This window comes from uncultured Litoreibacter sp. (assembly GCF_947501785.1).
Taxonomy (GTDB): domain Bacteria; phylum Pseudomonadota; class Alphaproteobacteria; order Rhodobacterales; family Rhodobacteraceae; genus Litoreibacter.
Genome location: NZ_CANMXB010000001.1, coordinates 958,110 through 980,092, shown reverse-complemented (window position 1 = coordinate 980,092; position 21,983 = coordinate 958,110). Strand labels below are relative to the sequence as shown.

General features: G+C 59.0%; 25 protein-coding genes. 8 read left to right on the top strand and 17 right to left on the bottom strand.

Going from position 1 to position 21,983, the window contains the following annotated elements:
• The first annotated feature begins 1 nt into the window (after window position 1).
• Window positions 2-1,084 carry an ABC transporter ATP-binding protein gene (locus Q0899_RS04775; RefSeq protein WP_299195231.1) on the top strand — a complete coding sequence of 361 codons (1,083 nt, stop codon included), beginning with the start codon at window positions 2-4 and terminating at the stop codon, window positions 1,082-1,084.
• Here Q0899_RS04775 and Q0899_RS04770 read toward each other — a convergent pair.
• The 8 genes from Q0899_RS04770 to Q0899_RS04735 all read right to left on the bottom strand — a co-directional run bounded on the left by Q0899_RS04770 (window position 1,081) and on the right by Q0899_RS04735 (window position 8,565).
• The gene (locus tag Q0899_RS04770; RefSeq protein ID WP_299191244.1) at window positions 1,081-1,698 is read right to left on the bottom strand and encodes a TetR/AcrR family transcriptional regulator; all 618 of its coding nucleotides are present in this window, start codon (window positions 1,696-1,698) and stop codon (window positions 1,081-1,083) included. The two genes, Q0899_RS04775 and Q0899_RS04770, sit on opposite strands and share 4 nt — an antisense overlap.
• Window positions 1,691-2,563 carry a polyphosphate kinase 2 gene (gene ppk2 / locus Q0899_RS04765; protein WP_299191243.1) on the bottom strand — a complete coding sequence of 291 codons (873 nt, stop codon included), beginning with the start codon at window positions 2,561-2,563 and terminating at the stop codon, window positions 1,691-1,693. Before ppk2 ends, Q0899_RS04770 begins: the two co-directional genes overlap by 8 nt.
• Window positions 2,564-2,604: 41 nt before the next feature.
• Window positions 2,605-3,564: an alpha/beta hydrolase gene (locus Q0899_RS04760; protein ID WP_298290914.1), complete on the bottom strand. Its 960-nt coding sequence runs from the start codon at window positions 3,562-3,564 to the stop codon at window positions 2,605-2,607.
• A 4-nt stretch (window positions 3,565-3,568) separates the two neighbouring features.
• Window positions 3,569-4,489 (bottom strand): homoserine O-succinyltransferase, encoded by a 921-nt coding sequence (metA, locus tag Q0899_RS04755; RefSeq protein WP_298290917.1) that lies wholly within the window; start codon window positions 4,487-4,489, stop codon window positions 3,569-3,571.
• A 43-nt stretch (window positions 4,490-4,532) separates the two neighbouring features.
• A complete protein-coding gene (locus Q0899_RS04750; protein ID WP_298290920.1) occupies window positions 4,533-5,393 on the bottom strand; it encodes an ATPase in 861 nt (286 codons plus the stop codon).
• 52 nt (window positions 5,394-5,445) lie between these two features.
• Window positions 5,446-6,357 (bottom strand): DMT family transporter, encoded by a 912-nt coding sequence (locus Q0899_RS04745; RefSeq protein ID WP_299191242.1) that lies wholly within the window; start codon window positions 6,355-6,357, stop codon window positions 5,446-5,448.
• 126 nt (window positions 6,358-6,483) lie between these two features.
• Entirely contained in the window at window positions 6,484-7,509 is a 1,026-nt protein-coding gene (locus tag Q0899_RS04740) for an outer membrane beta-barrel protein (protein WP_298357438.1), read from the bottom strand.
• 165 nt (window positions 7,510-7,674) lie between these two features.
• The gene (locus Q0899_RS04735) at window positions 7,675-8,565 is read right to left on the bottom strand and encodes a DMT family transporter (RefSeq protein WP_366942093.1); all 891 of its coding nucleotides are present in this window, start codon (window positions 8,563-8,565) and stop codon (window positions 7,675-7,677) included.
• A 62-nt stretch (window positions 8,566-8,627) separates the two neighbouring features.
• Between Q0899_RS04735 and Q0899_RS04730 the strand changes: the two genes are divergently transcribed.
• Window positions 8,628-9,254 carry a hypothetical protein gene (locus Q0899_RS04730; protein WP_299191241.1) on the top strand — a complete coding sequence of 209 codons (627 nt, stop codon included), beginning with the start codon at window positions 8,628-8,630 and terminating at the stop codon, window positions 9,252-9,254.
• Here Q0899_RS04730 and Q0899_RS04725 read toward each other — a convergent pair whose 3' ends face one another.
• The 3 genes from Q0899_RS04725 to guaA are packed head-to-tail and all read right to left on the bottom strand — an operon-like array spanning window position 9,255 to window position 11,869.
• The gene (locus Q0899_RS04725; RefSeq protein ID WP_299191240.1) at window positions 9,255-9,623 is read right to left on the bottom strand and encodes a hypothetical protein; all 369 of its coding nucleotides are present in this window, start codon (window positions 9,621-9,623) and stop codon (window positions 9,255-9,257) included.
• On the bottom strand, window positions 9,611-10,240 hold the full coding sequence (locus Q0899_RS04720) for a YdcF family protein (RefSeq protein ID WP_299191239.1): 630 nt from the start codon (window positions 10,238-10,240) through the stop codon (window positions 9,611-9,613). The genes Q0899_RS04725 and Q0899_RS04720 overlap by 13 nt, the downstream gene beginning before the upstream one ends.
• 54 nt (window positions 10,241-10,294) lie before the next feature.
• Window positions 10,295-11,869: a glutamine-hydrolyzing GMP synthase gene (guaA, locus tag Q0899_RS04715; RefSeq protein WP_299191238.1), complete on the bottom strand. Its 1,575-nt coding sequence runs from the start codon at window positions 11,867-11,869 to the stop codon at window positions 10,295-10,297.
• A gap of 172 nt (window positions 11,870-12,041) precedes the next feature.
• Between guaA and Q0899_RS04710 the strand changes: the two genes are divergently transcribed.
• A complete protein-coding gene (locus Q0899_RS04710) occupies window positions 12,042-13,583 on the top strand; it encodes a trimethylamine methyltransferase family protein (protein WP_299191237.1) in 1,542 nt (513 codons plus the stop codon).
• Window positions 13,584-13,586: 3 nt separating this feature from the next.
• On the opposite strand, the gene Q0899_RS04705 is transcribed toward Q0899_RS04710, so the two are convergent.
• Window positions 13,587-13,877, bottom strand: coding sequence for a DUF6477 family protein (locus Q0899_RS04705; RefSeq protein ID WP_298290944.1), 291 nt, complete (start codon window positions 13,875-13,877; stop codon window positions 13,587-13,589).
• Window positions 13,878-13,955: 78 nt separating this feature from the next.
• On the opposite strand from Q0899_RS04705, the gene Q0899_RS04700 reads away from it, so the two are divergent.
• From Q0899_RS04700 to lipA, 3 genes are all read left to right on the top strand, one after another.
• Window positions 13,956-15,224: a DUF6456 domain-containing protein gene (locus Q0899_RS04700; protein WP_298290947.1), complete on the top strand. Its 1,269-nt coding sequence runs from the start codon at window positions 13,956-13,958 to the stop codon at window positions 15,222-15,224.
• A 75-nt stretch (window positions 15,225-15,299) separates the two neighbouring features.
• Window positions 15,300-16,244 (top strand): hydrogen peroxide-inducible genes activator, encoded by a 945-nt coding sequence (locus Q0899_RS04695; RefSeq protein ID WP_299191236.1) that lies wholly within the window; start codon window positions 15,300-15,302, stop codon window positions 16,242-16,244.
• Between the two features lie 30 nt (window positions 16,245-16,274).
• Window positions 16,275-17,231: a lipoyl synthase gene (gene lipA, locus Q0899_RS04690; RefSeq protein ID WP_298290955.1), complete on the top strand. Its 957-nt coding sequence runs from the start codon at window positions 16,275-16,277 to the stop codon at window positions 17,229-17,231.
• Between the two features lie 65 nt (window positions 17,232-17,296).
• Here lipA and Q0899_RS04685 read toward each other — a convergent pair whose 3' ends face one another.
• From Q0899_RS04685 to hpt, 3 genes are all read right to left on the bottom strand, one after another.
• Entirely contained in the window at window positions 17,297-18,085 is a 789-nt protein-coding gene (locus tag Q0899_RS04685) for a hypothetical protein (RefSeq protein WP_299191235.1), read from the bottom strand.
• A gap of 38 nt (window positions 18,086-18,123) precedes the next feature.
• Window positions 18,124-18,300, bottom strand: coding sequence for a hypothetical protein (locus tag Q0899_RS04680; protein ID WP_298290963.1), 177 nt, complete (start codon window positions 18,298-18,300; stop codon window positions 18,124-18,126).
• Window positions 18,301-18,628: 328 nt separating this feature from the next.
• Window positions 18,629-19,165 (bottom strand): hypoxanthine phosphoribosyltransferase, encoded by a 537-nt coding sequence (hpt, locus tag Q0899_RS04675; protein ID WP_298290966.1) that lies wholly within the window; start codon window positions 19,163-19,165, stop codon window positions 18,629-18,631.
• Between the two features lie 71 nt (window positions 19,166-19,236).
• On the opposite strand from hpt, the gene Q0899_RS04670 reads away from it, so the two are divergent.
• Entirely contained in the window at window positions 19,237-19,680 is a 444-nt protein-coding gene (locus Q0899_RS04670) for a type II toxin-antitoxin system RatA family toxin (RefSeq protein WP_298290969.1), read from the top strand.
• Here the strand turns inward: Q0899_RS04670 and Q0899_RS04665 are convergent, their stop codons facing one another.
• Window positions 19,681-20,565: a cytochrome c gene (locus Q0899_RS04665; RefSeq protein WP_299191234.1), complete on the bottom strand. Its 885-nt coding sequence runs from the start codon at window positions 20,563-20,565 to the stop codon at window positions 19,681-19,683.
• A 6-nt stretch (window positions 20,566-20,571) separates the two neighbouring features.
• Window positions 20,572-21,036: a cytochrome c gene (locus Q0899_RS04660; RefSeq protein ID WP_299191233.1), complete on the bottom strand. Its 465-nt coding sequence runs from the start codon at window positions 21,034-21,036 to the stop codon at window positions 20,572-20,574.
• Window positions 21,037-21,131: 95 nt separating this feature from the next.
• Here Q0899_RS04660 and Q0899_RS04655 point away from each other — a divergent pair, with 95 nt between their 5' ends.
• Complete coding sequence (locus Q0899_RS04655; RefSeq protein WP_298357469.1) at window positions 21,132-21,980, top strand: LysR family transcriptional regulator; 849 nt, start codon at window positions 21,132-21,134, stop codon at window positions 21,978-21,980.
• Window positions 21,981-21,983: the final 3 nt, after the last annotated feature.

Sequence of the window (21,983 nt, the reverse complement as noted above, 5' to 3'; positions counted from 1 at the left end):
CATCATTTCCCTTCAAGGCATCGAAAAGCACTATGGCGACTATCACGCGCTCAAGGGCATTGACTGCGAAATAGCGGAAGGGGAATTTTTCTCTCTTCTTGGGCCCTCGGGCTGTGGCAAGACCACGTTGTTGCGGGTGATAGCTGGATTTGAAGAGGTTTCAGGTGGGACGGTTCTGCTGGGCGGACAAAACATGGCCGGGGTGCCAGCCAATAAGCGCCCGACCAACATGGTGTTCCAAAGCTACGCCATTTTTCCGCATCTCAGCGTGGCACAGAACGTGGGCTACGGATTGCGAAAGGCGAAGCTACCAAAACCTGAGCTTGATGCTGCTGTTGCTGACGCTTTGTCGATGGTCGGGCTGACAGGGTTCGGAGAACGGGCCGCGCATGCCTTGTCCGGCGGGCAACGGCAGCGTGTCGCTTTGGCGCGCGCGTTGATCCTCAAGCCGAAGGTGTTGTTGTTGGATGAGCCGCTCTCAGCGCTCGACAAAAAGATGCGGGAACAAATGCAGTCGGAGCTGAGGCGCTTGCAACGCCAGGTTGGCATCACCTTCATTCTGGTCACGCATGATCAGGAAGAGGCGTTGATCATGTCGGACCGAATTGCCGTCATGTTCGAGGGCGAGATAGCGCAGGTCGCCTCGCCGCAGGAATTGTACCGCCGGCCAAATACCCGCAGGGTAGGTGAGTTTATCGGGGTAATGAATTTCCTTGAGGCCCGCCAGATTGATCTGGATGGTCAGGCGGTTCGCTTTTCCATCGAAGGCCTGGGCGAGGCGGAGATCACACCAGACCAGCTGCCCGCAAATGCCCGCGCCTTTGCGCCCGTGGTGGGGTTGCGGCCAGAAGCGCTATCGATCGTCTATGAGGACCCCAAATTGCGCGGACAGCGCATTGTTGAAGGCGAAGTCGTTGATCTCAGCTATTACGGCGACATGACCTACTACGAAGTCAAACTGGACGGCACCGCCCAACCGGTCTCCATTTCGATGAAAAACCTTGCGACACGCCCGGTACTGGAACGTGGCACGCGGACCTGCGTCACTTGGGATGAAGGCTCGTTGGTTATTTTTGCGGCTTAGCTATCGGGGCGGATCAAGCCCAAACCCCTGAGATAAATTCCGATACCTGTCTCTAACAAGTCCTCCGGCGGGAAGGGGGCTTTTGCGCCGGGGGTTCCCCGCGCATACAGCTCCACGACCCCGTGGCTTAACGCCCAGATATGAGCGGAGAACATGGACGCCGGTGGCCGCTTTTCCTCGGGAATGTGTTTGGACAGCTCGGCGGCCGCGGTTTCCAACACGCCGCGCGAGCGGCTTGCGGCAAGGGCGAGGTCAGGGTTGGCCTGCATCGACAACCCGCTTTCAAACATCGCCACGTAATGGCCGGGAAACTTGCGTGCAAAGGCCAGATAGGCGCGGCCCGTGGCCTCAAACGCTGCCAAGGCCGTGGGGTGGCCGCCGGCATAGGCATGTTCCATCAGGTCGCCGAAGATGCGGTGCCCTTGCAAGGCGCATTCCGCAATCAGGCTCTCGCGGCCATTGAAATGGCGATAGACGGCGGCTGGTGTAACGCCTGCGGCTTTCGCGGCCTCGGCCACAGTGAAGCCTGACGGGCCTTTGGTTTCGATCAGCGTCAGTGCCGCCTCAACCAAAGCCTGTTTCAGGTTGCCATGGTGGTAGCCGCGCTTAGGCATCTTGCCAGATGCTGGGGCCGCCGCAGATATCGGTGTCGGGGCGGGTCAATAGCTTGATGTCACGGCCCTCATATTCGACCTCACGCAAAACGGTTTTGATCGCGGCAATCCGCGCCCGGCGTTTGTCGTCAGAGCGGATGACGGTCCAGCGGCTTTGCTTTGTGTCGGTTTTGTCAAAGGTTTCTTTGATAGCAGCAGAGTAGGCGTCCCAACGCTTGAGGCCTTCCACGTCGATCCAGCTAAGTTTCCATTGCTTCAACGGGTCCTTTTCGCGTGACATGAAGCGTCGCAACTGTTCGGCGCGGCCTACATTGAGCCAGAGCTTCACAAGGATGATGCCTTCGTCTTTCAGCATTTGTTCAAACTGCGGAACCTGCCCAAAGAACTTGGCACGCTGCTCGTCAGTGCAGAATTCGAACACCTTTTCCACCACGCCGCGATTGTACCAGCTGCGATCAAACAGGACCATTTCGCCCTCGGTCGGCAGGTGGCGCACATAGCGCTGGAAATACCATTCTCCCTGCTCGCGATCAGACGGCTTGGAAAGGGCTACGGTGCGGGTCACACGTGGGTTCATATTCTCGCGGATGCGTTTGATTGTGCCGCCTTTGCCGGCGGCGTCGCGACCCTCAAACACCACGGCCATGCGGGTGCCGGTGGCCTTGATATGCGCCTGCATCTTGACCAGCTCAATCTGCAGCGCGGCCATGGTGCGGTCGTATTCCTTGCGGTCCATCCGCTCCGCATAGGGGTAGCTGTCAGACAGGACGTCCTTTTTGCCCGCGTTTTGGATCGCGTCGCGGACCTGTTTCGGCGTCTCGTCCTCGAAAAAGCGGCTGATCGCGCCGTCGAATGGCAAAGGCATAGTGGGCTCCGTTAAGTCAGCGCGCAGTATGGCGTGGATGCCTAGCGCAGGCCAGCCCGTTTCGCGGCGCGTTTGATGGCGGCTATGACCTGAGCCTCGGCGATATGCTGCGGCATGTGGCCGACCCCTTCCAGTACCGTGAGGTTTGCGCCGGGCACCTGCGTGACCAGCACCCGCCCATGCACGTCCAGCGGCACGGTGGTATCGCGGTCGCCATGCACAATTTCGACGGGCATTGAGATCGACGGATAGCGCGCCTCCATCTTGATGATCTCCGGCTTCAACCCGTTCACCTGCTGCGTGGTGGCATGCAGGATGGTTTTGTTCTTGGACAGCGCGACGCCCATATGGTCGAGATAGCCCTCAGGCACCGCGTTGGGTTCAAAGATGCCTGCTGTCGTGTCCTCAATGCGTTTGCGCGAGGCAAGGGCTGATGCGGTGGGAATCAACAAGTTCCGCCCCAGCCAAGAATTGGTGATGGTGTACCAGCTGCCCAGATCACCGGGCCACTCGTTGGACACTCCCGCCAGCATGACCAGCCCGCGCACCTGCTCTGAATGGTTCAAGACCCAAGCCAGCGAGACCGCGCCGCCGTAGGAATGCCCGACCACCACAGCATTTTTTACGCCGATCTGGTCAGCGGCCTTTGACAACAGGGCGGCCTGTTCCTGCGGGGTTTCTCCCAAATTTGCGCGGTCTGCGATCCGTTCGGTGTAGCCGTGGCCGGGGCGGTCGAACAGGATAACGCGGAAGTCAGATTTGAGCGCGTCGACGATGGAGAACGTGTAATCCCGCAAGCTGCCGCCCGCGCCGTGGATCATCACCAGATCAGGGCCTGACCCTTCGATCTGGTAATGTACCTTGGTGCCGTCCACGTCGATAAACTGCCCCGAGGGCGGCGTCTCCGCTAACGCGGCCCGGTCAATCTTCATGTTGGACCCTTCCACATAAGCCGCGCAGGATGCCAGCACCGTCACCGCACCGATTGCGATTATTTTCAAGGCCTTACGCACCGATCTTATCCACGTCAAACGGTGTCGTCTGATAGATTTGATTGATCCAGTTGCCATAGAGCAGATGCGCATGGCTGCGCCAACGGTTGAACGGTTTTTTTGCCGGATCATCATCCGGGTAGTAATTCATCGGTACGTTGATCGGCGTGCCAGCGGCAACGTCGCGGTCATATTCCTGCTTAAGCGTGTCATTGTCATACTCGAAGTGATTGAAGATATAGAGCGCCCGGTGCGCCGGGTCCTCGATCAGGCAGGGGCCGGTGTCCTGGCTACCCAGCAGTGTTTTCAATCCGCTGCCTGCGGCGTCAACTTCCGCCTGCTTCACTTCCGTCCAGCGGGAGACCGGAATCACGCATTCATCGGAGAACCCGTTTAGGTAGGGTGAGGTTTCATCCAAATTGGACTGCTTGAAACACCCAAACGCCTTGGCATCGAGCATATGTTTGTCGACCCCATGGAAATGCTTCAGCATCGCCATGGCGCCCCAGCAAATGCCGAAGGTTGCGTGCACGTTGGTTTGTGTCCAGGCCATCACCTCCAGGAGCTCGTCCCAATAGGTGACGTCTTCAAAGGGCAAATGCTCTATCGGCGCGCCGGTGATGATCAGCCCGTCGAATTTCTCACCCTTCACCTCTTGGAACGGGCGATAGAACTCTTCCATATGCGCGGCGGCGGTGTTCTTGGTCTGGTGCTCCGACATGCGGATCAGGGTCAGGTCGATCTGCAGCGGGGTGGACCCGATCAGCCGGCCAAATTGGTTCTCCGTCTGGATTTTCTTTGGCATCAGGTTCAACAGCGCGATGCGCAGCGGGCGGATGTCCTGCCGGTCAGCCTCGGCCAGGCCCATCACCATCACGCCCTCATCCTTCAACACCTTGAAGGCGGGCAGGGTGGAGGGCAGGCGAATAGGCATGGCAGGCGTTCCTTCGGTGTGGACTGACTAGGTAGGCCGCGAACTAGTCGTTGCCAAGTGTGTGGGCGATCAACTGATCGAGACCATCCGGCGTGGTGCATTTCGCCAAGTCGGTATGGGAGACCTTCACCCCGAAGTTTTCAAACATGGCGCGGTAGCGTGGCTCACGCTGCGAAATGGCGCGGGCGTAAGTGAAAGTGACAAAGTCGTTAGGGTCAACGTCGCCCTCTTTCACTTTGTTTTTGTTGAGATATTCGTCCCAGATATTGCTCAGAAACTCGGGCCGGTAACACATCGGCTTTGGCGCGCGTTTGAAGCGGCGCACCAGTTCAGCCTCATGTTCTTTCGAACCTTCGATCCAGACCATCAGATGGTCTTCGGCGAGGGCTGACAACAACGCGTCGTCTTTGTCGAACGGGTCGACTACCTCGCAGGTGGAGCCGCCGCTGTCGCACACGAAGTTATCGTAGCCATACAGATCCTTGGCGCGGTCAATGAAATGCGCGGTGTCATACAAGGCTGCCACCTCCGCGCGGTGATGTTGCGCCTGACGCTTCTGGTATTCGTCGAAGCTCAAACCGCCCTTTGCCGGATCGCCGGGTTTGCCCAGATAGGTGGACAGAGGCGACAGGTCGTCAAAGGTCAGGTTCGACGCAATGTAGATGCTGTCTGAGCGTAGAAGCTCCGCCAGAAACGGGTCCTGCATGGCGCGGCGTTTGAAATTGTCGGTGATGTATTCGCCCATGTAACGCGTACCGATGCGGTAGTCCGCGGAGTAATGAAACCATTGGCCTGAGGCGCGCAACATGTTGGAAACATGCGTTTTTCCAAGGCCGGACATGCCGAAGAACAGCACGCGTTTGGATTTGGCGTTCAGCCAGTCTTTGCCTGAATTGTATCTCATCACGCGTCTCCATTTCCCCGGCACCTGTGTTAGCGCCGCTGCCGCGACGCCGCTAGGGGGATTTGCGCAAAAGCCGCAAGATGCGGCCATCGAGTATCAGCAGTCCCAGCGCCAGCAGCGCGAACCCGGCCAAGGCCTGTGGGCTGAGTGTCTCGCCGCGCACCAATACGCCCAGCGTGATCGCAACCGGCACAATCAGCAATGTGCACAGCATCAGGTTGCCCGAGCCAGCCATGGCCAGCACCCGGTAATAGAGCAGGTAGGCCCCGGCCGTGGCGATGATGGCGTAGTAGCCCACGGCCAGAATGGTGTCGGTTTGCAGCGCCAGCTGCGGCGCGCCGTCGATGAAGAAAGCCAGCGGCACCATGATGAGTGTGGAGCCGGTCAACATCCCGGCGGCGGCGACCTGCGGGGCCAGCCCGCTCATCGTCGCGCGCGCCCACGAGCCGGCCAATGCGTAGGACACTGTGCCCAGCAAGACCGCCAATTGCGCCATGGATCGGATATCAAACTGCGTCAGGTTTTCAATCCCAATGGCGACCGTGACGCCCGCGAAGCCGATCAAGACCCCGATGATGCGGTTGGGCGTCAGCCGCTCATCCGTGAAGACGATCGCTGCCACAAGCACGCCAAAGATCGCGGTTGCAGCGTTGAAGATCGAGGTCAGCCCGGTTTCGATATACAGCTGGCCCCATGCCATCAGCGTGAACGGAATGGCGTTGTTCAACAGCCCCATGACCAGACAGGCCCCCCATATCCGCGCTGTGCCGGGCACGGGCAGGCGGCGCAACAGCACGTAAAGCCACAAGATCAACGCTGCCCAGAAGACGCGATGCGCCACGGCCGTCATCACCGGTATTTCGTCCAGCGCGACCCGGATTGACAGGAAAGAAGCGCCCCATATGGCCGAGAGCAGCGCCAGCTCGAACCAAGCGCGGGAGGACAGGGATATTTGTGCGTTCATGTGCGCAGCTAACGCGGAAGTAGCTCTGCCCGCGACCCGAAACTTGCCTGAAACCCTGTTTTGAAACTGAAAACGCCCTGCCGTTTCCGACAGGGCGTTTCAGAAATTTGTTTTTTTGGGGTCGGTTTAGAAGTTGAACCCGACGCGAACGCCTGCACCGAAGACGTCGTTATCCGTCCAAGTCACTGGCCCGAAGCTCTGATCGCCCAGCTTGCCGTAGGTAACACCGCCAGAAATCTTGGTGTTGCCTTGCGTGTAGGTCGCGCCGAGGCCGATGCTGCGGAAACCGGCGGTTGGCGCCAAAGGCGTTGTCGTCGGACGTGTTGTTGGGGATTCGTAACCAATGGTCACCGCGCCAGACCAATTTTCGTTGAATTTGCGTCCAACGCCCAATGTGTAGGATGTCGTATTTGCAGTGAAGTTTGCATAGGTGCCCAGACCGGGTGTGGTCAGGTTAAAGCCAGCCCATTCCACGTAGCGAACCGAACCGAACAACAACGTGTTTTCAGCGATGCCGGTTTGGAAGTCGAGGTTCCAGCTGGCCGGCGTTGTCACCGTGAATGCTGTTGGGTTGACCACATTTTCGGTGCCGGTCAGCCCGTGGTCAATTTCGCTGTTATATGTCAGCGCTACGCGAAGGGCGATGTCGGGGCGTTCGTAAGCAACACCGGCGACGTAACCAAGCTCAAGGTCGGATTCGGCTTGCAGCAAACCGATAGACACAATTGTGCCACCCAGTTCTTGCAGACGTAGGCCGCCATGTACGCTGAAGCCGTTATTGAACTTGTAGCGCAAGACACCTGTGAACGCGGTGCTGTCGATTTGCGCGGTACCGCCAGCGAAGGGGCCAGCGCCGTAGGTCACGTTCGCCGCAAAAGGCGTGTCCAGGATCAGAGCGAAGCTAAGCTGATCCGTGAGGTTCGTTTTGTATGCCAGACCAAACTGCGAATAGGCGTCGAGGCCGTCATCGCTGCCCAAGCTGCCGTTGGCGGTAGGGTCGGCGAAAGAATAGGAGAGCTCGGCATAGTTGCCCGTTTCGCCGCCGTCTTCGAAAAGAGCGCGGAGCGATTGACCTGAGCGGTCGATACCGCCTGCAGATGCCATCGAGGTTGTTGCGGCCAAAACAACTGCGGCTGTGGTGATGCGTTTCATGGGTGTCCCTCCCGGAAGACGTTTGTAATTTCCTTGTGACCAAAATAGCGGCGGTTTTGAAACTGCGTCAATTTGTGACCCTGCGTCAGACCGCGCACCCCCCTTGAAATCCTTCCAAGGTGCCCAAAGCGTGTCCTAAATCGCACAGGTGACCTAAGGGAACGGTTACCTGAGCGCCCTGTTGCGCCGACTTTCCGCTGAAATGTTTAGGTAATTTGCGCCGAAAATGATGCATGCCCCCAACAATACGGGCCATTCCAATGGCTCGGAGTACAACCAAACCCCGATCAATGCGATCACCGGAAGCCTGGCGAAATCGAAAGGCATCACGATTGTTGCCGGCGCATAGGACAGCGCGGTTGTCAGGCAGAAATGGGCAGCCAGTCCCGTGATCGCGACCACCCCAACCCACGGCATTATTGCCACTGATGGGATGGCGACATCGCCGTCAATTGCGGAACAGATTACGCCAAACACAGCCTGCATGACGGTGAGCCAGAACAGGATCGAGATAATGGGTTCGGTGCGGGTCAATATCTTGGTGAATATAGCTGACCCGGCAAAACCGATCGCCGCAGCCGCAGCGAAGATGACACCTGGCTCCACATTCGAAAAATCCGGTCGTGCGACGATCATTGCCCCAGCAAACCCCAGCGCCGCCACAAGTAGGCGCAAACGGGTCAATTTTTCGGCCAGAAAGATCGGGGCCAGCAGCGCGATCCAGATTGGGGAGGTGAATTCCAGTGCGATGACTTGCGCCAACGGGATCATGGTGATCGCGGCGAACCAGAAGTTCTGTCCGGCAAAATGCGAAATGTTTCGGGCCAGATGCAAAGGCATATTTTGCGTCGATATGTCGTTCAACTTGCCCAACGCGCCCGAAATGCCAACGACAAGCGCAATGCCGATGAAGGACCGGTACATCATCAACTCGAATGTATCGAGCTCTGCCGACACCGCACGACCAGCGACAGCCATGGCGCTAAACGAGGCAATTGCGCCGATCATCCAAGTGGCGGCCCTGACTGGGTTCGAGGCGTCGGTAGCTGAGGGCACGGGTTGCTCTGGCGATGAATGGATGTTGGCGCTACTCTTGTGCCCAGTTCGGGGAAAATGCAATGCGCCATATCTTCTTAGCCGTGGGCCTTGCGCTCGCTGCCTCTTCGGCAGCTGGCCAAGCCATCATTAAGACACCAAGCGACATAGAGGATGTAGCGCAAAAGCTCTTCAGCAACCTGCCGTCGTTGGAACCTGTGGTTCGCATGGAAGGGGAGTGCGGAGCGGATGCGAGCGTGAACCCTCAGGTGGCGTTTTGCACGACTAGAAACGTGCTTCTCTATCGCCTCAATGCCCATTTTGGCCTGGAAGAAATGTATGAGCTCGCCCATGTCTACGGGCACGCAGTTCAGGTGCGCCACGGGGTTGCGGATGTCGCGTTGCTCGAAATTCGAAAACGGCGCGACGATGAAGACAAGCTGCGCGGCTGGGTCACGCGGCAGGTGGAATGTATTGCCGGGTTCATTCTGGCTGAAGCGGGCGCACCGCAGCTGGATCTGCGCGCGCTTTTCGATGCCGAGCCAATGACCGACAGCCATTGGGGCAGGGACCCTCTGTCTGTTGGTCCCAAAGTCTCCATCGGGTTAGAGGCGCGGGCGGAATGGTTCGATATCGGCCAGAAAGGCTACCTATCGGCCTGCGCGGTGGGCGAATTCGGCGCGGAGCTGTTGATCGACGCGCTGCGCTGACTATTCTGCGACGGTGCAGCAGCCGGTCAAAATGACGGGCGTTTCACCCTTTTGGGTCAGGATGTTGACCTCGAAGGGGAAGGCGGTGACGAAGTCGCTGTCGCATCGGCGCTTGTTCAAGATCACAATCGCGGTGTCCCGCGCGGCCAATAGGGTCAGCGCCTTGGGGAAGTCCGCGCTCTCGGCATGCGTGATCTGCGGGACAGTCATGTCCAACGCTTTGCCGTTATAGTTGAATTGCGCGGTCTCCTCGTAGAGCCCCAGCTGCCAGTCCGGCGTGTCGCCTTCGCACGCGAGGGGCGGCAGGTTGTCCTGTGCCAACGCGGGCCATGCCGCGAGTGCAAATGCGAATAACGTCAGTCGAGCCATGGTTCCCGTGTCTCCAAAGTGATGCCGGCGACGCCGCCCAACTCGAAGCCTATCACGCGTATTCCATTAAACCAAAACGCGGCAACCTCCCGCAAGACCATGGTGATCGCGGGAAAACGGGAGCCGGGTGACGTGGCGCGAAACCGTTCGGAATGGCTGAGACGAATTTTTGGCTGTGCGGTGCCGTGATGCCATGCGGACCATCTGAACGAAAACGATCCGCGCAGCAGATGAAACCCTTCTGACACCAGTCGGATGCTGCGGGCCTCTGCGACAAAAGGATGCGAAAAATATGCGTTCTGCAGGGTAGATAGGGACCGATCTTCATGTGATATGGCGTCTGCAGGAACGCCCATTGATCGCGCCAATGCGGCCATCTGCTCCCCCGCCGAGGGGCCGTTTTCAATGGCCCTGCCACCAGCGAAATGGATGCGCGTAGCGGCCTTGGCGTGCCACAGCTTCACGCCGGTTTCGACCCGCAGCCTGGAAGACCGGTGCAGCGTGCCATCAGGGTCCATCCCTGCGCCGAGCACGACGATCATCTCCGTGGGAGGGGCGTTTTCGGCATCAAATGCGGGGTTGAACAGCGCCACACCGATGATGCCGAGTGCCGACACGGCAACCGCCATTAAGACTAATGCGGCAAGCGTCCTTAGCCTGCGAAGCAAGGGTTATTCCCACTCAATCGTGCCGGGGGGTTTCGAGGTTATGTCATAGGTCACGCGGTTGATCCCAGGCACCTCGTTGATGATGCGGGTGGCGGTTTCGCCCAAGAAATCATGCTCGAACGGGTAGTAATCCGCCGTCATGCCGTCGACCGATGTGACCGCCCGCAGCGCGCAGGCGTAGTCATACGTCCGCCCGTCGCCCATGACGCCCACGGTTTTGACCGGCAGGATTGCCACGAAGGCCTGCCAGATCTCGTCATACAGCCCATGTTTGCGAATTTGGTCGATATAGACGGCGTCCGCTTCGCGCAGAATGTCCAGCTTGGCGCGGGTGATCTCGCCCGGGCAACGAATTGCAAGGCCCGGTCCGGGAAAGGGGTGGCGGCCTATAAAGGATTTTGGAAGCCCCAGTTCCATCCCCAAGGCGCGCACCTCGTCCTTGAACAGCTCGCGTAGCGGTTCAACCAGTTTCAGGCCCATCTTCTCGGGCAAGCCGCCGACATTGTGGTGAGATTTGATTGTGACCGATGGCCCACCGGAGAAGCTGACGCTTTCGATCACATCCGGATACAGCGTGCCTTGGGCGAGGAATTCCGCGCCCTCGATCTCGTTGGCATATTTCTGGAACACGTCGATAAACAGCTTGCCGATGATCTTGCGCTTGGTCTCAGGGTCGGACTGGCCTTCCAGCTCGCCAAGAAACAGGTCCTGCTCGTCGGCGTGGATCAGCTTCATGTTGTAGTTGTCGCGGAACATGGTGACGACCTCTGCGGCCTCGTCCTTGCGCAACAAGCCGTGGTCTACGAACACGCATGTCAGCTGGTCGCCAATTGCCTCGTGCAGCAGCACAGCCGCGACGGAGCTGTCGACGCCGCCAGACAGGCCGCAGATCACGTGGCTGTCGCCGACCTGCTCGCGAATCGCGGCAATAGCCTGTTCGCGGTAGGCCCCCATGGTCCAGTCGCCGGTGAAACCCGCCATCTTAACGAAGTTTTCATACAATTTCGCGCCGTTGGGCGTGTGGTGCACTTCGGGGTGGAATTGCACCGCATAGAAGTTACGGGACAGATCGGCGGTGATGGCATATGGCGCGTTGGGGGAGGTGCCGTAGACCTCAAATCCCGGGGCCAGTTTGGCGACGTGGTCGCCATGGCTCATCCAGACCTGTTCTTTTTCAGCCTCAAACCAGCCATCCAGCAACGCCAACTCCCCGTTGGGAACGACGAAGGCGCGGCCAAATTCGGCCGTCCCGCCGCCGCCGGATATTTTGCCGCCCTCTACTTTGCCGCCCAGCATCTCCATCATGACCTGCTGGCCATAGCAAATACCCAAGATCGGCACGTCCAGGTCGAAGACCGACTCGGGTGGGCGGGGAGAGCCCGCATGTACAACCGAGGCGGGACCGCCTGAGAAGATCACCGCCTTGGGGGCGAACTCTGCGAGGAACGCGTCGTCGACCAAGTTGAACGGGTAGATTTCGCAATAGACATTCAGCTCCCGCAGGCGGCGCGCAATCAGCTGCGTGACCTGAGAACCGAAGTCGATGATGAGCAGGCGTTCGTGGCTTTGTTCTGTCATGGGCATGGGCTTAGGTCGAACGCGCAGCGGGTGCAAGCAGGGCGAATTTTCTTCGACGAAGAAAATTGCTTGGCCAATGTCGCTTTCTGGTCCCAAGGGGCGGTTTCCACCAACGCGAGGCAGGGGCGGGCCGCTAAGAGAACAGCAACATTTCTGCAGGGGAACACGTCCTATGACCGAGACAGCCGCACCCAGACGCCGCACCAGAGGCGGCGGAGGCGCAGCGCGCCGTGCCGAACGCACCGCCGTCAGCATCGAAACCGCCAAATATATCGAGCGCAATATCCCGAATTTCGAAGTCCTCGACGAGGAGGCCTTGCAAATCATCGAGGCCAATGCCGAAACGGTGCTGGCCGAGATCGGCGTCAATTTCGTCGATAACCCGCAAGCATTGGACCGCTGGCGTAACGCGGGGGCCGAGGTCGAAGGTGAACGGGTTCGCATTCCACGCGGTCTGGCACGCAAACTGTGTTCGACCGCGCCGTCGATGATCACGCAACACGCCCGCAATCCCGAACGCTCCGTCGAAATCGGTGGCCGCAACCTGGTGATTGCCCCGGTCTATGGGCCACCTTTCGTGCGCGACGCCGAAGGCGGGCGGCGCTATGCGACGATCGCGGATTTCGAGAAATTCGTGAAGCTGGGCTACATGTCGAAATGGCTGCACCATTCGGGCGGCACGGTGTGCGAGCCCACGGACATCCCGGTCAACAAACGCCACCTGGACATGCTGTACGCCCACATGGCCTATAGCGACAAGCCGTTCATGGGCTCGGTGACAGAGCCGGAGCGCGCGCAGGATTCGGTAGAAATGGCTGACATCCTGTTCGGTGGGCTAAATGACCGCACGGTGATGACCTCGTTGATCAACATCAACTCGCCCATGACATTCGATTCGATCATGATGGGGGCGCTGGAGGTGTACGCAAAGGCGAACCAGGCCTGCATCGTCTCGCCCTTCATTGTGGGCGGCGCCATGGCGCCCGTTTCTGTGGCAGGCACATTGACCCAAGTTCTGGCAGAGGTGCTGGCGGGCGTTGCCTACAGCCAGCTGATAAGACCCGGCGCACCTGTCATTATGGGCGCTTTTGTGACCTCCATCGACATGAACTCGGGTGCGCCAACATTTGGAACGCCTGAGGCGGCGCATATCACCTATGGTGCTGGCCAGCTGGCGCGGCGGCTAGGGCTGCCATACCGGTCCGCCGGTTCGTTTTGCGGTTCAAAACTGCCCGACGCGCAGGCGGCTTACGAGACATCGAATTCTCTGAATGTGGGACTTCTCGCGGGCGTAAACTTCATGTTGCACGGGTGCGGTTGGCTGGAAGGTGGGCTGGTCTCTTCCTTCGAAAAATTCGTTATGGATGCTGATCAGCTTGGGACCCTCCACGGGCTTGCAAAGGGCGTTTCTGTCGATGAAAACGCCCAAGCCATGGGCGCGATCGAGGAAGTTGGACCCGGCGGCCACTATCTTGGCTGTGCCCATACGCAGGCCAATTTCAAGGAAGCATTCTGGCGGTCTGATTTGTTGGATTACAAGCCCTTTGAAACCTGGCAGGACGAGGGCGCGCGCGATACGCAGGCTTTGGCCTCAGCGCGGGTTGAAAAACTGCTAAATGACTACCAGCAGCCGCACCTTGATCCTGCGATAGACGAGGCGTTGAAGGACTATATCCGGCAGAAAAAGGAATCTATGCCGGACGCCTTCGTCTGATCGTCAACTCTGAGTGGCGCGCGGAAGCAATTGGCATTCCGCCATCAACGCGACCAACAGCTCAATGTGGTGGGAGGCGCGATACGCCGCGTCGCCTGCCTTGCGCGTTTCTTCGAGCTGCTCTTCCTGCTCGACCAGATTTTCGACGATCGATCTGGTGCTTGCCCGTGCGTTTTGCCCGGTCAGGCGGTTTAGGTCTCGTCTGCGGTTGTAGTCGTGGAGGCCATGGCGGGCCGCACGTACCAAAAGGCGTGGCCGGCGCAATGTGGTCAGAATGTCGTGGACGTTCGGCATTGTTAATTTCCTAAATCTTTAGTTGGTCGAATCTCGGACCCAGAAATAGGCCGCCAAACCGACCCGTTGCGCCATTGATTGACCGCCGAACGGTTCATTTTCGTTTGTTCATTATTTGGAAACAATTTTGGGCCGATGCTGGCTTTGTTAACTAAGATTAAAGAAAGATCGCCCAATTCTGCCAGTGTTGCATTCGACGACGGGGGTAGACGTAACGTGCATATTATTAATCAAAATCAATTAGTAAGCGGTTTTCCTGGCTGGGTGCCCACCCCAGTGCAGAGGTATTTGAAGCATGTGGAGCATGGATTGTCGCTTCGTGATGTCGCTCGTGTCGAAGGATGCCATCCCTCGACCGTTTTGCGCCAGGTACGCCGGTTTGAAAACCGAAGGGACGACCCTCTCATTGATGAAGCCCTGGACGGTCTTGGCGCCTTGATGCGTCGGCCGACCTGCTCAGAAATTAAGAAAGGAAAACAGAACATGAATGCCTTTGCCCGCCCGCAAGCGTTGCCCGATGAAGAGACATTGGCCCGTGAGGCGCGCCGCATATTGCGACGGCTGTGCGAAAGCGGAGCGGTCCTCGCCTTGGCACCTGAGATGGGAAAGGCGGCCGTGTTGCGGTCACGACCGGACGCAGAACCGGTGCGCACGGCGGTGGTGGATCGGGACATTGCGCAGGCTTTTGCGCTGAAAGACTGGATCAGTTGCGCAGGAGCGGGGCGGGTTGCCCGCTATAGCATCACCACGGCGGGGCGGGCAGCCCTGAAACGCTATCTGGCCGAAGACATGAACAGCAGAAAGGCGCGTGAGCAGGGTGACCCTTTTCAGGACCAGCACATGGTTTGGGAAGAGAAATCCATCACCGACCCAAACAAGCCGGAACAAACTCTTACAGTCAGGTGCAATGTTGCAGAAAGCCCGCTCACCATGCTGGGCAGGCGTAAGGATCGCGACGGGAAACCATTCCTGGACACGGACCTGGTGCAAGCCGGTGAACGGTTTCGCGAAGATTTTGAATTGGCGCATATGGGACCAAGGGTGGCGCAGAACTGGGATCGGTTCATGACAACGGGCGATCGCGGCGCATTTGGGTCGGGAGCCGGTATCGGTGAGGGCCCCCGGGCCGCAAGGGCGCGCATTTTGACAGCGCTGAACGAACTGGGCCCAGGCTTGGGCGACATCATCATGCGGTGCTGCTGTTTCCTCGAAGGTCTTGAGGCTGCCGAGAAACGGATGGGCTGGTCTGCGCGTTCCGGTAAAGTTGTGCTCCGCATCGCGTTGCAACGGTTGCGCCGGCACTATGTCGAGCGGCATGGGTCGGTTAGCGCGTTAATCGGGGACTGAGGCACCGGTCCCTGTATGGGGCCGGAATGGGGCGGAAAAACTTGATGTGTGGGTGATCTTTCATAAGATAGTCTTATGAAAATCACCCTGCGCCAATTGTCCTACTTCGCTGCCCTTGCCGATGCCCGGTCTTTCGGGTCGGCAGCGGCACGATGCAATATATCTCAGTCTGCTTTGTCACAACAAATCAAAGAATTAGAGGGCAATCTTGATGTTCAACTCGTTGAGAGAATGCCCCGCGATTTACAACTGACGCGCGCCGGTGAAGACGTGCTGGCGCGTGCTTTACCAATTCTTGCGCAAGCTGAAGATCTTGAACAGGCGGCGCGGCTGCGCGACGGGCTGACGGGCGATCTGAAGCTCGGCATCATCCCAACGGTCGCGCCCTATGTCTTGCCTGACCTCTTAAGAGCGCTTCGCGCCGCTGAACCGGGATTGGACATCCGGGTTCGCGAAGCTCAGACAGAGCGGCTTCTGGATGGCGTGTTGTCGGGTCATTTAGATGCAGCGGTGATGGCGCTGCCGGTGAAGGACAAGCGACTGACGGCTCATCTGATCTGCAGCGACAGATTTGTGCTAGCCGGGCCCGCGGACCGCATAGCGTCCCTGCAGGGGCAAACGGATCGACTGCGGCCCAAACAGATCGACCCAGAGCAGCTGTTGCTTTTGGATGAAGGGCATTGTCTCGCAGATCAGGCCCTGGACGTCTGCGGATTGGCGGATCGCCGGCAAATCGACCTGGGGGCCTCATCTCTTTCGACGCTTTGCGGTCTGGTGTCCGAAGGTTTTGGACTTACTTTGTTGCCGGAATTGGCGGTCAAATCAGAGGGCTTGGCGCCAAATTTGTCGCTTGCTCGCTTCGCCGATCCGGAACCTGCCCGCAAATTGGCGCTTGTCAGAAGGACAAGCTCTCTGGATGCCGCGTGGGTGGATGAATTGTGCACTCATTTGACCGCCGCATGCGACGCGCAAACCGGATATGCGCGCAGCTTCCTTGCCCCGGCGAGCGGCGCGCCCTAGATTGTCCTTGAACGCAAAAGGACAAGCCAAATGGCCACCCGTGATTTGAAAATTCCCGATCAACGTCATCCTGAGAAGGCGCATAAGCCGGACAACGCCCAACCCAAGAAACCAAAGTGGATCAGGGTGAAAGCGCCGGTGGGGGAAGGTTACAAAGCGACCGCCAAGATCATGCGCGACAACAAGCTGGTGACCGTTTGCGAAGAAGCGGGCTGTCCTAACGTCGGCGAATGCTGGTCGCAAGGCCACGCAACGATGATGATAATGGGCGAAGTCTGCACGCGGGCCTGTACCTTCTGCAACATCGCGACGGGCAAACCGCCGGAGGCGCTGGACGTGTTTGAACCGGGCCGCGTGGCTGCGGCGGTCGAAAAACTGGGCCTGAACCACGTTGTGATCACCTCAGTCGACCGTGACGACATCGAAGACGGCGGGGCAGAGCATTTTGCGCAGACCATCCGGGCGATCCGGAAACGCTCGCCGTCGACCACGATCGAGATCCTGACGCCCGATTTCATCCGCTGCGCGCCGGAGGTTCTGGAACAGGTGGTCGAGGCGCGGCCTGACGTGTTCAACCACAACCTTGAAACTGTGCCGGGGCTTTACCCTGAGGTGCGGCCCGGGGCGCGGTACTTCCATTCGTTGCGGCTGCTGCAGCGGGTGAAGGAATTGGACCCGTCGATGTTCACCAAATCCGGTATCATGGTAGGCCTTGGTGAAGACCGGCAGTCCGTGGTGCAGGTTATGGAAGATATGCGGGCCGCGGATATCGATTTCCTGACCATCGGGCAGTACCTTCAGCCCACGCCGAAGCATCACCGTGTGGACCGCTTCGTGACACCGGAGGAATTCGCGGCCTATGAAAAGGCGGCCTACGGGAAAGGGTTCCTGATGGTCTCGGCCACGCCTTTGACGCGGTCTAGCTATCATGCCGGCGACGACTTTGCCCGGCTGAGAGAGGCGCGACTGAAGAAGCTGGGCGGCTGATCCGCGCGTGCGGGGGAAACGCTAAACCTCTGTAACAAAGTATCGATCATGAAATTGACGGATTTTTAGTTCGTCAACACGCCTGCGTTTTTCAGCTCTGCGGTGCTGGGGAACCACATGTCATCATGGGCAATCGCTAGGGCGCGGTCGAGGAAAGTGGCGTCGACGCCTTGGGCGATGAACGCGGCTTTGTCGCGGTCTTGTTCTTCGCTGGCATTGAGCGTCGCCACATTGCTGTTCAAGCGGTAGCCATGAAACCCGATACGAGCATTGCCTGACATCGTGCGACGGGGGCCTGCGGCGAAGATTAGGGTGCAGGCGGAGGCACAGGTGCCGTCAACATGCGTGGCCAGCCCGGCCTCCCGCACAAGGCGGGCCACACCGCGCGCGGCGCCGATACGACCGCCGCTGCTGTTGAGCTGCAGGACCGTTGGAGGCGGGGAGAGGGTCAGCGTTTTCTTCATAGCCTCATAGGTGTCAAAATCAATTGGGCCGGTGAGGTAGGCAATCTGGCCGTCCACCTTCAACGGCTGGGCCGATTTGATCGCAGGCGGCGGCAAGAGCCATGCCTTTGACAGCTGGTTCAGACCGGTGGTGCCAACAATCGCAATGGCGATGAGGCCCGCAATGCTCAGGACATAGGACCATAGTGAGGGGCCGGTGCTGCGGATAGTCGCGCGGATAAGACTGATTTGCCAAAGTAGAATGATTGTGTCGAGCAGCAAGCAGCCCCACAACACAACTGGCGCGGGCGAGGGGGGCAGCATTGCCCAAACGCCCAACATCGCAGCGCGGCCAAGGATCAGCGCAGACAGCGCGTGGGTCGGTTTGGTCTCTACAGAATGGGTCTGCATGGGGCGAGGCTACCCCAGTCTCGCAAAATCGCGAATACTTACTTGGGCACTCGCGGAATACGCTCCGCCGTGGCCCACTCGGGCCAACCCACATAATGCTCGATCAGGCCGATGGCGATGCAGGCGGCAATGATGGTGAAGACCAGCTTGACCCGCGCCGCAGAGGGCGGGTTCTGCGCCCATCGTTTGGCGCGTATGAGCCAGTGGAGGTTCATGGGGTTGGCCTTTTGGTTTTGACTGAGCTGGTATTTGCGGTTTCTGGCGTCAGGTCAAGTTTTGGCTTGGGGCGTGTCGGGACTAACCAGACTTTTAAAAAAAGTCTGCTGCCAAATCCTCAAAGAGGATTTGCGATCAATTTCTCCTCGAGAAATTGCCAGCACCATTGTTTTCCGATGAGGGGTGTTCACGTAACTCAGGGTTCAAAACAGACATTCATTCAACGCGCTGAACCGCCCGCCTTGGGGTGTTTAGATTGAGGGGCTTTGCGGACGCTCATCCAACGTGCTGGTCGGGACATTGGCGTCTACGCCGGATTTCAGGCGATTACGTAAACCGCACCTTCCCAATAAAGGGCAGGTTGCGGTTCCTCTGGGCGTAGTCGATGCCGTATCCCACGACAAATTCATCGGGGATTTCGAAACCGGTCCAGGTGGCTTTGACGTCGACCTCGCGCCGCGACGGTTTGTCGAGAAGGGCCACGGTTTCCATGCGGGCGGGTTCGCGGTTGGCCAGCAGCTTGACCACATGGGACAGTGTGAAGCCGGTGTCGACGATGTCTTCGACCACCAACACGTCACGACCATGAATTTCGCCGCGTAAGTCTTTGAGAATACGCACTTCACGCGAGGACTCGGTGCTGTCGCCGTAGCTGGATGCCTCAAGAAAATCGACCTCAACCGGCAGGTCCAGCTCGCGCACCAGATCGGCGATGAAGACAAAGGAGCCGCGCAAAAGCCCGACGATGACCAGCTTGTCGGTGCCCTCGAAATGGTCGTGAATTTCGGTGGCAAGGTCCTCGATCCGGGCGGCGATGGACTTGGCCGAGATCATCTGGTCGATCTCGTATGGTGGATGAGACATGTTACCCCCTTGAACTTGGGGCTTTATGCACCGAAAACCGTTGCGACGTCACTAAGGTTTATCTTCGACACATGCCCAGCCATTCCGAGACCCGCACCCTGCCGTTTACGGCTGACCAGATGTATGAACTTGTGGCGGATGTGGCCTCGTATCCCGAGTTTCTGCCCTGGACAGCCGCCGCGCGGATCAAGTCGCGGGAGGATCAGGGCGGCGTGGAAATAGTGATTGCCGATTTGGTGATCAGTTTCAAAGTGTTCCGAGAGCGGTTTACATCGAAAGTGACGCTGGCCCGAGAGGCGCGGCGCATTGACACCGAATATCTGGACGGGCCGATCAAGCATTTGGAGTCCGTGTGGCAGTTTGTGGATGTGGAGGGCGGCTGCGAGGTGGCCTTTGAGGTGGATTTCGAATTCAAATCGCGGTTGCTGCAGGGGGCGGCGGGGCTGTTTTTCAATGAGGCCATGCAGCGCGTTGTGCGCGCCTTTGAGGCGCGGGCGCATGACTTGTACGGCTAGTCAGTTAGGCAGGGCCATAAGGTAGGCGGCGATTGCCTCACGGTCTTCCTGCGTCAGCTGAGCGGTGTTTTCCACCACCTCCACCATGTGGCCGCCTGCGGTATCGAATTCCGGCGTGAAGCCGGAGTTCAGGTATTCGGCGATGTCGGCCTGCGACCAGCCCAGAATGGCGGGGGTGACACCCGGGATACGGCCTTTGCCGGAGGGGTCAGGCGCGCCTTGCATCCAATTGTCCTTTTGCAGCCCGCCAAGCGCATTCCGCGGCGTGTGGCATTCAGCGCAATGGCCCAGCGCCTCCACCAGATAGCGGCCGCGCTGCAATTGCGGATCGTCTGTATCCAGCACCCAGCTTTCCGAGACAAACAGCATCTTCCAACCGCCCAGCGTGCGGCGGATGTTGAAGGGGAAGCCTATGTCATGCGGCTGAGACGGCGTGGCATCCGCAGGCAGCGTTTGCATGTAGGCGTGCAGGTTAACCGCGTCCTGAGGCGTCATCTTGGCGTAGCTGGCATAGGGGAAGGCGGGGAAATAGTGCTGCCCGTCGGGGGAGGTGCCTTTAATGACGGCGCTTGCCAGGTCCGACGCGGACCAGCCGCCAATGCCGTGATCGGGGTCCTGGCTTATGTTGGGCGCAGTGAAAGTGCCAAAGGGCGACGGGAATGTCTGCCCGCCCGTGAGGACAAGCTTGTCTCCCGCCTCGGTCTTTGGGGCCGCGTGGCAGGACGCGCAGCCGGCGGCGGTGAAGACCTGCTGGCCCGCCGCCGCATCCGCAGTCAGCCCCGTCAATTCCCCGTCGGAGACCGATTGCGGCATCGTCACAAACCAGAAGGCGCCAAGCCCGACCAGACCCAGAAACACCCCCCAACGGAACAGACGCCCCAACATAGGCGCTTAGTTGCGCGGCCCTCGATAGGCCTTGTGGCAGTCGCCGCAGACCTTGCCCGCGCCGCCAATTCCACCTTGAAGAGCTTCCAACCCGTTGCCGGCAACGTCGGCCAATGCAGCTGACGCGGTTTGCAACTCGACGACGTGTTTCATGATGCCGCCACCGTCGGTCCAGATCTCAGCCTTGGCGCGCGATCCTTCGACCTCACCCTGGGCCGTGCCTTCGGGCCAGTAGCTGGATTGATCCATCGCGGCGAGCGTCGCCAGATTGGTGGCCGCGGTCTTTGCCGCGTCGGCGTTGTATTCTGTCGTGCCTTTGGCCATATCGCCCAGAATGCCAAGGTTGTATCCATATAGGCCCATATGGGCGTTGCGTGCTATTACCGCCGGGTTGCCTCCATGGCCGCCTGCGATAGCGACAGTACCGGTTGCGAGCGCAAGAGACATTGCAAGGATCGTCGATTTTTTCATCTGGGTGTCCTCCAAAAAGCTGGTGTAATGACGTTAACTGTACGCTAACATTATTTAAAATGAACTCTCCATTATTGTGAATTGGATTGCGATTAATGCACAGACAAAACTGGGATGATTTGCGTTTTGTGCTTGCGGTCGCCGAGACCGGGTCGGTGAGCGAGGCGGCCCGCGCCCTATCTGTCACCCATGCCACCGTGTTGCGCCGGGTCGCGGCGTTCGAGGAACGCCATGGCGAGCCCGTATTTTTACGCAGCGCGCGCGGTTATTCCGTGTTGCCCGACAAGCTGGCTGTCTTAGAGGCGGCTCAGGAGGTTGAGAATGCGGTGATGGCAGTGGACCGCCTGCTGACGGGCAGCACGGCCGCGCTGAAAGGGCCTGTCCGCATCACGTCAACAGACAGCCTTTGCCAAAGCGTGTTGCCGGGAATTGTCCAGGACATATCTGCGGCCTACCCGGATTTGCGGCTGACACTTCATAGCGCAAACCGGCATCTCGACTTCAACCGCCTCGCGGCGGATATCACGGTCAGGCCCGCAGAGCAGTTGGAGGACACGCTGATCGGCATCAAAGCGGGCGTTCTGACATTTGCGCTGTATGGTCCAACGGCCGCCGGGCGGGCGGATGAAAAGTGGCTGACGCTTGAGGGCCCATTGTCGCGTTCGAAGCCGGCCGAGTGGATGCGACATGCCTTGCGCAAGTCTCAGTTCGGCGTGGGCTCTGATAGCTTTATGGTGCAGATTGGGTTGATCGCCGCAGGCGCCGGGCAGGGGTTTCTTCCCACGTTTCTCGCTGACAGTAATCCAGGCCTTTCGCGCAAACCCGACGTCGCAGAAATCAGCGTCCCGATCTGGGTCGCAAGCGCTGCCGATATGGCGCACACATCCAAAGTGAAGGTGGTCAGCGAACAGCTGGTCGATGGGATACGCCGCGTGCTTGGCTAACAG